The organism is Nostoc sp. DSM 114160 (genome assembly GCF_053470305.1).
The window spans coordinates 492266-504987 of record NZ_JBPFGO010000002.1 but is presented as its reverse complement, the minus strand read 5'-3'; the positions used below and the strand labels follow the sequence as shown (position 1 = coordinate 504987).

At 42.3% G+C, this 12722-nt stretch carries 8 protein-coding genes and 2 pseudogenes; 5 read left to right on the top strand and 5 right to left on the bottom strand.

The annotated features are described in order from the left end of the window. The first annotated feature begins 456 nt into the window (after nt 1-456). Nucleotides 457-2344: pseudogene (ftsH2, locus tag NSTCB13_RS19205) on the top strand (ATP-dependent zinc metalloprotease FtsH2). 150 nt (nt 2345-2494) lie between these two features. Here the strand turns inward: ftsH2 and rnc are convergent. The 4 genes and pseudogenes from rnc to NSTCB13_RS19185 all read right to left on the bottom strand — a co-directional run bounded on the left by rnc (nt 2495) and on the right by NSTCB13_RS19185 (nt 5412). Next, on the bottom strand, nt 2495-3181 hold the full coding sequence (rnc, locus tag NSTCB13_RS19200; protein WP_448267371.1) for a ribonuclease III: 687 nt from the start codon (nt 3179-3181) through the stop codon (nt 2495-2497). A 97-nt stretch (nt 3182-3278) separates the two neighbouring features. Continuing rightward, the gene (locus tag NSTCB13_RS19195; RefSeq protein WP_448267370.1) at nt 3279-3515 is read right to left on the bottom strand and encodes an HNH endonuclease; all 237 of its coding nucleotides are present in this window, start codon (nt 3513-3515) and stop codon (nt 3279-3281) included. Between the two features lie 658 nt (nt 3516-4173). Beyond that, nucleotides 4174-4782, bottom strand: coding sequence for a hypothetical protein (locus NSTCB13_RS19190; protein WP_448267369.1), 609 nt, complete (start codon nt 4780-4782; stop codon nt 4174-4176). 43 nt (nt 4783-4825) lie between these two features. Further along, nucleotides 4826-5412 (bottom strand): annotated as a pseudogene (locus tag NSTCB13_RS19185) (Uma2 family endonuclease). Between the two features lie 91 nt (nt 5413-5503). Between NSTCB13_RS19185 and bchD the strand changes: the two are divergent. After that, a complete protein-coding gene (bchD, locus tag NSTCB13_RS19180; protein ID WP_445631236.1) occupies nt 5504-7528 on the top strand; it encodes a magnesium chelatase ATPase subunit D in 2025 nt (674 codons plus the stop codon). A gap of 51 nt (nt 7529-7579) precedes the next feature. Here the strand turns inward: bchD and NSTCB13_RS19175 are convergent, their stop codons facing one another. Next, nucleotides 7580-8365 carry an RNA polymerase sigma factor SigF gene (locus tag NSTCB13_RS19175; RefSeq protein ID WP_445631237.1) on the bottom strand — a complete coding sequence of 262 codons (786 nt, stop codon included), beginning with the start codon at nt 8363-8365 and terminating at the stop codon, nt 7580-7582. 507 nt (nt 8366-8872) lie between these two features. Between NSTCB13_RS19175 and NSTCB13_RS19170 the strand changes: the two genes are divergently transcribed. The 3 genes from NSTCB13_RS19170 to NSTCB13_RS19160 all read left to right on the top strand — a co-directional run bounded on the left by NSTCB13_RS19170 (nt 8873) and on the right by NSTCB13_RS19160 (nt 12656). Then, nucleotides 8873-9601: a Bax inhibitor-1/YccA family protein gene (locus NSTCB13_RS19170; protein WP_448273509.1), complete on the top strand. Its 729-nt coding sequence runs from the start codon at nt 8873-8875 to the stop codon at nt 9599-9601. A 315-nt stretch (nt 9602-9916) separates the two neighbouring features. Next, nucleotides 9917-12259, top strand: a complete 2343-nt coding sequence (locus NSTCB13_RS19165) for a WD40 domain-containing protein (RefSeq protein WP_448273507.1) — start codon at nt 9917-9919, stop codon at nt 12257-12259. Then, on the top strand, nt 12192-12656 hold the full coding sequence (locus NSTCB13_RS19160) for a WD40 repeat domain-containing protein (protein WP_448273505.1): 465 nt from the start codon (nt 12192-12194) through the stop codon (nt 12654-12656). The genes NSTCB13_RS19165 and NSTCB13_RS19160 overlap by 68 nt, the downstream gene beginning before the upstream one ends. Nucleotides 12657-12722: the final 66 nt, after the last annotated feature.

Genomic DNA, 12722 nt, shown 5'->3' with positions numbered 1-12722 from the left:
TCTATGGTTATATATGAGAAATCAAGACTTATGTATTTTTCTTTTTTCGTATGAAACCACCCTGCCTTACTTCCTCACTCCCTCATCTCCCTGCTCCCCTGCTCCCTCATTTCGCCCACTCTTGTACAGACGCGATTCATCGCGTCTCCCTAAATAGAATCATGATTTAGAGCGGCTTGAACGATACAAGGAGCATTCTGGAGAAATTCTCTCTGTCTTTGCATACCGTTGCGCTCCCTTTTCTCGTGCGATATTGTATTAAAATTAAGTTAACTTTGATTAAGATTCTTGTTGGCATCGCCATAATGCTCTAATCGCCTTATGGCAGTGCATCTAAGAGATCAAATTAAACAAAATGGATTTATAAACATCCGTTTAACAGCTTAAAGTGACAGAGTGATGAACATTCGGTTACTAGAGCTAACGAGTTGTATAGGCATCTAGAGGCAAATTAAAATGAAATTCTCTTGGAAAGTCGTAGCACTCTGGACGTTGCCGGCTTTGGTAATTGGCTTTTTCTTCTGGCAAGGGGCGTTTGCAGGCGCACCTGCTGACATGAGTAAGAATGCAGCCAATACCCGCATGACTTACGGTCGCTTTCTAGAATACTTGGACAGCGATCGCGTCACCAGCGTGGATCTGTACGAAGGCGGTAGGACAGCAATTATAGAAGCCCGCGATCCAGACCTGGAAAATCGTGTCCAAAGGTGGCGTGTGGATTTGCCTGTTAACGCTCCTGAGTTAATTAGCAAGCTCAAAGAGAAAGCCATTAGTTTTGATGCTCACCCCATGCGGAATGATGGCGCAATTTGGGGATTGTTGGGCAATCTCATCTTTCCAGTTTTATTGATTACTGGGCTGTTCTTTTTGTTCCGGCGTTCTAGTAACCTCCCTGGTGGCCCAGGTCAAGCAATGAACTTTGGCAAATCTAAAGCGCGTTTCCAAATGGAGGCGAAAACCGGAGTCAAATTTGACGACGTAGCCGGAATCGAAGAAGCTAAAGAAGAACTACAAGAAGTCGTCACCTTCCTGAAGCAGCCAGAAAGATTTACGGCTGTGGGCGCACGGATTCCCAAGGGAGTGCTATTAGTTGGACCTCCTGGAACTGGTAAAACTTTATTAGCAAAAGCGATCGCAGGGGAAGCAGGCGTACCTTTCTTCAGTATTTCCGGTTCGGAATTTGTGGAAATGTTCGTTGGTGTGGGTGCATCCCGCGTCCGCGACTTGTTCAAGAAAGCTAAAGACAACGCCCCCTGTATTATCTTCATCGATGAAATCGACGCCGTAGGACGGCAACGGGGCGCTGGTATCGGTGGCGGTAATGACGAGAGAGAGCAAACCCTCAACCAATTGCTCACCGAAATGGACGGGTTTGAAGGTAACACAGGCATCATTATTATTGCTGCTACCAACCGCCCCGACGTACTAGACTCAGCATTGTTGCGTCCTGGTCGCTTTGACCGCCAAGTAACAGTCGATGCACCCGATATCAAAGGGCGTTTGGAAATCTTGCAAGTCCATGCGCGAAATAAGAAACTAGACCCTAGCGTATCTTTGGATGCGATCGCTCGCCGCACTCCTGGATTCACTGGTGCTGACTTAGCCAACTTACTCAACGAAGCAGCAATTCTCACTGCTAGAAGACGCAAAGAAGCCATCACCCTCCGCGAAATTGATGATGCGGTGGATCGGGTAGTTGCAGGGATGGAAGGCACTCCCTTGGTAGACAGCAAGAGCAAGCGCTTAATTGCTTACCACGAAATTGGACACGCCTTAGTGGGGACTTTGTTAAAAGACCATGACCCAGTACAGAAAGTTACCTTAATCCCACGGGGACAAGCACAGGGTTTAACTTGGTTTACACCCAACGAAGAACAGGGGTTAATTTCCCGTTCCCAGTTGAAAGCTAGAATTACTGGTGCTTTGGGTGGTCGCGCCGCTGAAGAGGTGATTTTTGGCGCTGCGGAAGTTACCACTGGCGCTGGTGGAGACTTGCAGCAGTTATCGGGAATGGCGCGGCAAATGGTAACTCGTTTCGGGATGTCCGACTTAGGTCCATTGTCCTTAGAAAGCCAGCAGGGAGAAGTATTCTTGGGTCGTGACTGGACAACCCGATCTGAGTATTCTGAATCTATTGCTTCCCGCATCGATGGACAAGTCAAGGAAATTGTTGAGCAGTGCTACGACAATGCTAAGAAGATCATCCGTGACCCATCGCACTGTCACCGATCGCTTAGTAGATTTGCTCATTGAAAAAGAAACCATTGATGGCGAAGAATTCCGCCAGATTGTAGCTGAGTACACTGAAGTACCTGAGAAGCAACAGTACGTACCGCAACTGTAATAGTTGACTCTTTTCTGATACCATCAGGAAAAAAGTAAAGTAACAAAAAGTAAAATGAGGATGGCGTATACCATCCTCATTTTTTTGCAATTTTTTAGTGTTAGGAAGATTCTAATTTGAAAATTCTCATAATTTATAAACCCCTAAACTCTACAACCAACCTTGTTTTTTCAACTTAGCTAGCGCATCTTCCGCAGCAGCTTTTTCTGCATCTTTTTTATTGCGTCCCTTACCTTCTCCATAAATTTTTTCATCCACCAATACTTTGGCTATAAATTCTGGCGCATGAGAAGGGCCTCCTATTTGGTCTGTGAAATATTTGGGGGGATTTGGAGTAACATTGCGTTGCACCCATTCTTGAAAGCGATTTTTTGAGTCTACATTAGAACGAGATACAATTATATGCTTAGGATCTACAGAATCAAATAGTGGTTCTATAATTTCGCGAACTGTTTCGATATTGGAATCACGATCCAAATAGTAAGCACCAAGAACTGCTTCAAAGGTGCTACTGAGCAAATTAGGATTTTGGTAGCCTCCGTCTCGAATTGCGCCTTTTCCTAACCGCATCCTAAAGTCTAAACCTACCTCTTCAGCGAACTTTGCCAGTTGCTTTTCATCTACAAGCGCCGAACGGCGCCGGGTTAATTCATCTTCTCCCATTTCTGCATGACGACTATAGAGATATTCACCACTTAAGAAATTCAGCAAAGCATCACCAAGAAACTCTAGGCGTTCGTTGTGTTCGCCTTCTCCGGGATTTTCATGCACATAAGAACGGTGGGTAAGCGCACGGCGTAAAAGTTTTTCATCATGGAATATTAGAAGTTTGTGCATTTTGATTTTTTCCTCTTTTTGGTAGTTAATTCAATGGAAAAGGCGGACAAGATGCCCACCTTCTAAGATCAGAGCCTTAATAAAATTAAGATGCTACCTAGAAACAGTTATTCTCTCTCCGGAGAGGCGGATAGAGACTGTTTCCGCGAGAATTGTTACATTGAAAGCAAGAAAGTCGTAAGTTTTCAAAAGAATTAGAACCGCCACGACTCTTAGGTAAAAGGTGATCAAATGTCAGATTTGCTTGTGGGATATTTTGACGACACCACCAACAGCAAGAACCATAAAAATCAATGAGTTGCTGCTTCTTATTACGTTTTTGTTTGGGATTCATTTTTTCGATGTTCCATTTCGCTTATTGTTTGGAACAGCATTGAAATATTAGGCATCTACAAGTAACGAATTTCTGTAGAGAGAATTAAGAAAAAATTAATTTGTCTATACAAAAAATTTGCTATGTACGCTTTCGTTTGGTTCAAGTCTCAGCCGTAGAACTCCTGGCTTCCTACCAAGTTTCGCGTCATCCTTTCCCCTGAACATTCATCCAAACATCTTGTCTTACCGTTGAAAGTCTAGTCAATCAGTTGACCTGACATTGGACTGAATACTCAGCCGAAGGGATGACACGAAGCTCGGCAGGAAACTAGGAATTCTGCTGCTGAGACAACACCAAAAACTTGCGCTTTAAAATGCGGTTATTTTGCTGTCTTATATACATAATCATATAACTAAATGCTGGATGTCAATAATTTATTTATGAAGATTTCGTAAAAGCATAGAAGTGTAACGGTTTGTCGTAAGATATCGCTTGCCATTCATCAGTTTTAAAAATCATCTATAGTATTCTTTCAAAACTACCATTTATTTAAAAAATATCTTATTTAATCAGGACTTACGCGAAAAATAGCCAAAAAGCTTAATTTATCGAACCGCCAAGAAATCAAAAACGCCAAGAGTTCGTAGAGTTTGTGTAGGTCCTATTAATAAATAATTTACAGTTGACTTTGCGCGATCGCACTATACAAAATACCTAAAATTTTCTTAATATCCTTAATATAATATTCACTCAAGTCAATCGAAACTACATTACCTTCAAGCTTGAGAAATTGCCAGATAGTACCGATAGTAACAGCACCATATATAGCTTTTATTTGATTTCCACCTCTCTCGTTAAATAACTGAGCAGCTACCATTTCGGCAATACATTGCGCTAAACCAGACCTCAAATTTTCATTTTTACTTTCTACTAGGACAATCACCGGACTTCGTACAAGCAACTGCTCCGAAGAAAGACTCAAAATAAAATCACAAAATCCGTTTAATCCTCGCTGGCTATCAACAGTAAAATCAACTCCAGAAAAAAAGCTTATTTCATAATTAAATTTGCGTCTAATTTCTAATAATATTGGACTAATTATCATTTCACTACGAGCCTTTTCCGAGCTTATTGCTACTGCTAAATCAATATTTTCACTCAGAATAGTAGATAATAAATCACTACATTCTTGCTCCGGTACATTTGCGAATAGCCCAGATGACTCGTGGATAACTAACCCAAAAAAATCAATAACTTCAATAAGTTTAAAATCGCTATAAGCCATAAAACTTACTCCTTTGTCTTATGATTGAATCCTATAACAAAGTTTAAAAATTCAGCTTTGGCGGAAACACCTTAGCTAAATCAAGAGCTAAATCAGTGAAACAGGGGAAATTTATTACTTCATTTAACAAGAAAATTCGCTTATTTGAATAACCATATCTGCCTTGATTATCCTGATATTGTTTACTGTAAACTTCCAAATAATGATCGAATAAATTGAATATCCAATAATAAGTAATACCCGCTTTAGCATAGAGAGGTATTTTAACATCTTGGTCATAAGCTAAAGAAGAATCTGAAACCTCCATTACCAAAAACACATCAGCAGGTTTAGGATGACCAGATAGATAATTATCATCTCGGTTTTGAAGAATAGCAAAATCCGTTTCAGGTTCACTATTCGGTGGCAAAGCAATCGGAGCTTGAGATTGCAAAGTTGCCCTATCACCTACAATTTTCGGAAGTTCTCGTAACAAGTTTCGCAAACAAGTTTCATCAGCCGTACCCTTGGATGCCATTTCAATAATTTCCCCATTAATTAATTCAATATGGTCATCTTCATGGAAAAGCCCAATTCTCCAAGCTTGTGGTATTCATCCAGTATGAAGCGTTTAGCCTGAGCAATACTCATAACCTTACCTTTGATCTCATTGCCATAATCCTTATTCTAAATGTGTCAGAAATTGGTATGCTAAAGGCCGAGACTCGCTATTGAAAAAACAATGCCTGCGCCTACTATCAATCCCACCATCACTGCCTTTCCCTTGACTGCCGTAGTCGGTCAAGAAGCAATTAAATTAGCCTTGCTTTTAGCAGCAGTCGATCCTGGTTTGGGAGGAGTAGCGATCGCAGGTCGTCGCGGTACGGCAAAATCTGTAATGGCTCGTGCTATCCACGCTCTACTACCGCCGATTGAAGTTGTCAAAGGTTCAATTAGTAATTGTGACCCCAACTACCCAGAAGAATGGGACGATCAACTTTTGGCGGAGTACGCAGACAAAGATATTCAAGATGTTCCCGTCGAAATTATCCCCGCGCCTTTTTTGCAAATTCCTCTAGGTATCACCGAAGACCGACTCCTCGGTTCAGTAGATGTTGAAAAGTCGGTAAAGCAAGGTGATACTATTTTTCAGCCTGGATTACTCGCTACAGCAAACCGGGGTGTACTGTACGTAGACGAAATTAATTTATTAGATGACCAAATATCAAATCAGCTTTTAACAGTATTATCTGAGGGACGCAACCAGATCGAACGAGAAGGGATTAGTTTTCAGCATCCGTGTAAATCCCTGTTTATTGCTACCTATAATCCAGAAGAAGGTGGATTACGAGAGCATTTGCTAGATAGAATTGCGATCGCCCTCTCTGCTGACGGTGTACTCGGCTTAGATCAAAGAGTAGAAGCAGTGGATCAAGCGATCGCTTATTCTAAATCTCCTCAAGACTTCCTCCAACAGTACAACGAAGATTTAGACTCACTCAAAACCCAAATCATCTTGGCGCGGGAATGGCTCAAAGAAGTAATCATCACCCACGAACAAATTGCCTATTTAGTGGATGAGTCCATTCGCGGCGGAGTTCAAGGACATCGCGCCGAGTTATTCGCCACGCGGGTTGCCAAGGCCGCCGCAGCTTTGGAGGGACGAACAACAGTTAATGCCGAAGATTTGCGCCGTGCGGTGGAACTGGTAATTGTACCACGCGCTACAGTTGTGCAGACACCACCACCAGATCAAGCACCACCTCCGCCTCCGCCTCCACCACAGAATCAAGAAGAACCTCCAGACGAATCTGAAGAGGAAGAACAAGAAGAACAGGAAGAAAATCAAGAGCAAGAACCTCCCAGCATCCCGGAAGAGTTTATCTTCGATCCGGAAGGGGTAATTCTTGATGACAGCGTGCTTTACTTTACTCAAATGGCGAAGCGGCAAGGTAAATCTGGTAGTCGCAGTGTCATTTTTTCTGATGACAGGGGACGCTACATTAAGCCGATGTTACCCAAGGGGAAAGCGCGACGCATTGCAGTAGATGCTACCTTGAGAGCAGCGTCTCCTTATCAAAAAGCGCGAAGAGAAAGACAACCAGATAGAAAAGTTATTGTCGAACAAGCTGATATTCGTTCAAAACGCCTGGTACGTAAAGCTGGGGCGTTGGTAGTATTTGTGGTAGATGCTTCTGGCTCAATGGCACTGAATCGAATGCAATCAGCTAAAGGTGCGGTAATGCAACTGTTGACAGAAGCTTATCAAAACCGCGACCAAATAGCATTAATTCCCTTCCGAGGAGAACAGGCCGAGGTATTATTGCCTCCAACACGTTCTATTGCTTTGGCGCGTAACCGTTTGGAAAGGTTGCCCTGTGGCGGGGGTTCGCCCTTAGCACATGGTTTAACTCAGGCTGTGCGCGTCGGCTTAAATGCTCAGATAAGTGGAGATATTGGGCAAGTTGTCCTTGTAGCAATCACCGATGGGCGAGGTAATATTCCTTTAGCGCGTTCTTTGGGCGAACAGCTAGAACCAGGAGAAAAGCCAGATATCAAAGGAGAATTATTAGAAATTGCTGCGAGAATCCGTGCTTTGGGAATGCAACTATTAGTAATTGATACAGAAAGTAAATTTGTGTCTACTGGGTTTGCTAAAGAATTATCGCAAACAGCAGGCGGTAAATATTATCATTTGCCGAAAGCGACAGATCGAGCTATTGCTGCTATGACCAAAGGTGCGATCGCTGATTTAAAATCTAGATAATTTGTCATTTGTCATTAGTCATTAGTCATTGGATTTTTGACTTAGCTATGACTACGATCCAGTGGGCATTACTTGTGGTTGTAAATAGCAAATCAAATCTTGAATTCCCTTTTGCAGATAGCGCGTTACTGTCATTGGACTAGTACCAATGTTCTTAGCAGCATCCTTGCGAGAAAGTTCCTTCAAAAATACCATTTCAACTGCCATGCGGGGCTTTTCTTCCAACATATTGATTGCGCCTTGCAGCTGTTGGCGTTCTTCTTCTTGTTGCAGAAGCACATGAGAACGAGGACAAGGAAGTGCCTCACCCAAGGTTATTTGACAATCAACATAGTTAACTGCGGTTGCATCTAAACTCAAAGGCATCCGGTTTTGAGCAGCTAATTTGGTTTCTTGCCACTCTTGTACAGATACCCGAAGTTGGCTGGCAATTTCAGCATCCTTGGGCGGGCGACCTAAAGACATTGACAAATCCTTGCGAATCTTTTGTCCTTCATTGTATAATTCTTGCCAACGACGGGGAATTTTTAATAAAGTACTGCGATCGCGCAAAAAGTGTAGCATCTCACCGCGAATATATGGCACTGCAAAGGAACTAAAAGCATATCCTTGGCTAGGATCGAAACGCTCAATAGCTCTAATCAAACCAAAATACCCAATTTGTTCTAAATCTTCATAAGGTTCATTGCATTGATGGCTGAATTTATGAGCCATTTTCCGTACTAAGCCAGTATGTAACTGTACAAGTTTATTACGAAGTTTAATAGAAGGATTCTGGTGGTACAAGTGCAATAATTCTATACCATCAGTTCGTAAAGAGGACTCACTTGTTGCCATATAAATTACCTTTGTTGTAACTCCTATTCCTGAGAAAATGGAGCTGCGTATATTTTCTTCTAAGCTGTTATTATTTTGCTGAATCAGGGAAGAATAAGCCATCGTCGTTTCACTGAACTTGTTAGGGGTCTAACTCTACAATTCAGTATTTGTACGCATGATTTTGCGAACCCCTCTATTACAGGTGATTTTTGCTTTTATATAACTGTTGAATGGTAAATAATCTTTAGCTTTTGCAACAAAAACTAGCTATTTATGCTGAACAATGCATTCCTGACCTCATATCTATCAGTCATACTGAGTGCAAGTATAGGAATCCGCTTTGATTCGGAGAAATTATTTGCGTAAGGAGGGAACAGGGAAGAGGGAATAAAAGTATACTGAGTTTTTTCACGCAATCAAATACGCTTCAGATTTGACAACTATATTAAATCCTTGGCTGTTAACCACAAAGATTGGTAACAATAGGAATAAGCAGAACGTTTTCCTAAAAAACAGTTTTTCAATATGAGCAATACCAGTAATTTTCGTGAAGCTATCCGTGAGGCTAAATCTCACGCTCTCGTTGGCCCAAACGTGATTGCCAACGCCCTCCCCTACGTCGGTGGTGGATTGCTGCTAACCGCATTAGGAACCTACGGCGGTTTGGGAATTATCCGTACTAACCCCGAAATATTCTTTCCCACCTTCATTGGTGCGGTGATTTTGGAGTTAATATTGTTTTTTGTTGCCCAAAATGTTGCCCAAAAAGGTAATAAAGGTCTTGCACTACCCCTGTTGGCAACCTACAGCCTGTTGTCTGGATATACTCTCAGTGGCTTGGTATTTGTCGCCTTGAGATCCCAAGGTGTTGGCATTCAAGGCATTGGTTTGGCTGCCCTTGGTTGTGGTGTCACCTTTATTGCTGCCCGTCAGATTGGTTCTAATCTTTCTGAACAAGACGGCATGGCTTTGACGAAAACCATCAATCTTGGTGTCATTGCCTTGGTGGTTGTGTGCCTTGCCCAATTCGGATTTGCTATGTTTGGTGTTTACACGCCAAATTGGTTAGAAATCGCCATCTCCGGTTTAGGAGTATTTCTGTTTGTTGGGGTTTCTGTTGTCGATTTTTACATCTTGCCCCGCACTTACAACGATGACCAATATCTGCCTGCTGCTTTGTCGATGTACCTTACTTACATCAACTTGTTTGTCTTTATCTTGCGGTTGCTAATTGCCATCAATGGTCGTGATTAATTACCTGTAGGCACTAACAAAAGTAAAGTTCTATAAAGCAAAAACCGTGGTTAAATTTTTAGCAACCACGGTTTTTTCATCGTTTTAATTTCCAACCGCCCTTTTAACCTTAGGTTGACACCATTAACACATGTGCAGACCTACAGGGAATTGTGGTTCGAATAGATAAAAAAGGTTGTAGTGAAAATTTGTGGAATAATTTATCATATATAAAATTTGCATTCAATTAATTCTTTTTCCAAAGGATATAGATTTTTTAAAACCAGGATAAAAGTAGTATTTTATCCAAATGTTATTAAGTTTTTATAAAATTATATGGCTGAGGCGTTTGTTTCTTACTCCCGCAAGGATAAAGAGTTCGTCAAAAGGCTTTATGAAGCACTCAAGCAACATAAGCGAGATGTCTGGGTGGACTGGGAGGATATTCCGTTCACGGCAGATTGGCGGAAAGAAATTTATGAAGGAATTGAAGGCGCTGATAATTTTATCTTTATTATTAGTCTGAATTCAGTCACTTCTAAAGTCTGCGGTGAAGAGATTGCATATGCCCTCAAGCATAATAAACGTTTAGTGCCAATTGTGTTGCAGGATGTTAAGGGCGTTCATCCCGAATTAGCCAAAATTAACTATATTTTCTTCCAAGAAAGTAATAATTTTGAGCAAGCCTTGCAATCATTACTCAAAGCACTCGATACTGATCTAGTTTATGTTAAACAGCATACCCGCTTACTCGTGCAAGCCTTGGAGTGGGATCGGAAAAAACGCAACAGTAGTTACTTACTACAAGGTAGTGAACTAGAAGAAGCAGAGCAATGGTTCACCCAAGGAGCAGGGAAAGAACCCTCGATCGCACCACTCCAACAAGAGTACATCGGCGAAAGTCGTAAAGCCCAGAGGGTACGTCACAGAACAAGATTTATTGCTCTGACATCAGGATTTGTAGTTTCAACAGGATTGGCTATTGTTGCTGGAATAGGGTGGAATGTAGCTATTAATCAACGGATAGCAGCACAAAAATCGGAACTCCGAGCCTTGATTTCAGCATCAGACGCACGTTTTACCTCGAATAGAAATACGATTGATGCCCTGATAGAAGGTTTAAAAGCCGGCAAGCAACTCAAAGAACTAGATACAGCCAAAGTCAACATTCCAAATCAAGAACGGGCGGAAGTTATGACTGTGCTAGGGCAGGCTCTTTACTGGGTAAGAGAGCGCTCACGCCTTCAAGGACACAGCGATTATATCAAAAGCGTTAGTTTTAGTCCCGATGGAGAAGCGATCGCTACCGCTAGTGGAGACAAAACAGTGAAACTTTGGAACAAACAGGGTCGTTTGCTGAATACTTTAAAAGGGCATCAAGATCAAGTTGTCAGTACAAGTTTCAGCCCCGACAGTCAAATCCTTGCTTCTGCCAGTTTAGACGGAATAGTGAAACTCTGGAAAGATGGCAAGGAACTTAAAACCTTTAAAAAGCTGAATACTAGAATTCGGGCTGTGAGTTTCAGTCATGATGGCAAGACCCTTGCTTCTGGTGGTGACGACAACATCGTGAGACTTTGGAACATACAGGGTCAGGAACTCAAAATGCTCAACAGGCATACAGGCCCAGTCTATAGTTTGAGTTTCAGCCGTGACGATCGGATACTAGCCTCTGCCAGTTTTGATAGAACGGTGAAACTGTGGAACAAAGACGGTAGGGAATTTAAGACCTTAGAAGGACATAACGATACAGTCACTAGCGTGAGTTTCAGTTCTGACAATACCCTCGCCTCTGCTGGTTATGACGGAACGGTGAAACTTTGGAATACTGATGGAAAAATGCTTTCACCTATTAACACGTCAAAAGTACAAAGTAGTCCCATCAACAGCATCAGTTTCAGTCCTGATGGTCAGACCCTTGCCACGGCTAATGAGGATAACAGCGTGACGCTGTGGCAGAGAAATGGCCAGAAACTTACTACTTTTACAGGACATAGTGGTGAAGTTAAGAGCGTGAGTTTCAGTCTGGATGGTCGTACTCTTGCATCTGCTAGTCAAGATCGGACAGTGAAACTATGGCAAATTGACAGCCCTTGGCAAACTATTCTTATTGGGCATCAGGCTGGTGTCAATCGCGTCAACTTCTCACTCGACGGGAAAGCGATCGCTACCGCCAGTGATGACGGAACGGTGAAACTCTGGAATCAGCAAGGTAAGCAGATTAAATCGCTGAAGATTAATGAATACAACATCTGGGATGTGAATTTTAGCCCAGATGGTCAAATAATTGCTGCTGTCAGTTCTGACGAAGGGGTGGTAAGACTGTGGAATCGGCAGGGTAAACTGCTTAAGACTTTAAAGCATAGCGATCGCATTCGCATTCATAGCGTGAGTTTCAGCCCAGACGGCAAAACAATTGCCACTGCTGGTCAAGATAGAACAGTAAAACTCTGGAATCGCCAGGGTCAGTTAATTAACACCCTAAACCATAGCGCTACTGTCTATAACGTCACTTTTAGTCCAGACGGCAAAATAATTGCCACTGGTAGTAATGACGGGATAGTGAAACTCTGGAATCGGCAAGGTCAGCCGTTTAACACCATCAACCATAATGCTGCTGTCTACAGCGTCAGTTTTAGCCCTGATAGTCAGACCCCTTGCCAGTGCTGGTGCAGATAATAAAGTAAAACTTTGGCAGCTTAACGGTCGGGCGATCCGCAGTCTTGATGGGCATAGTGCAGCTATCTGGCAAGTAACTTTCAGTCCTGACGGTCAGATGATTGCCACTGCTAGTGATGACAAAACAGTGAAACTTTGGCACAGAGACGGGACTTTGATTATTACTCTTACTGGTCATAGTGGTGAGGTGAATGGGATCAGTTTCAGCCCTGATGGTAAGACTCTCGTTTCTGGCAGTAAAGATGGTACAGCTATTTTGTGGAATGTAGAAAATCTCACCCTAGATAATTTGATCGGGCGTGGGTGCAATTGGCTGCATGATTATCTAGCGAATAATTCTCAGGGTCAAAGCGATCGCTATCTTTGTGATGGAGTTAAAACTCCGAATAAATCCTGATTTTGCCAATTTTCACTATTATTTCACGTGGTTAAATACTTCAAGAAAAGTAATAAAATTTAAATA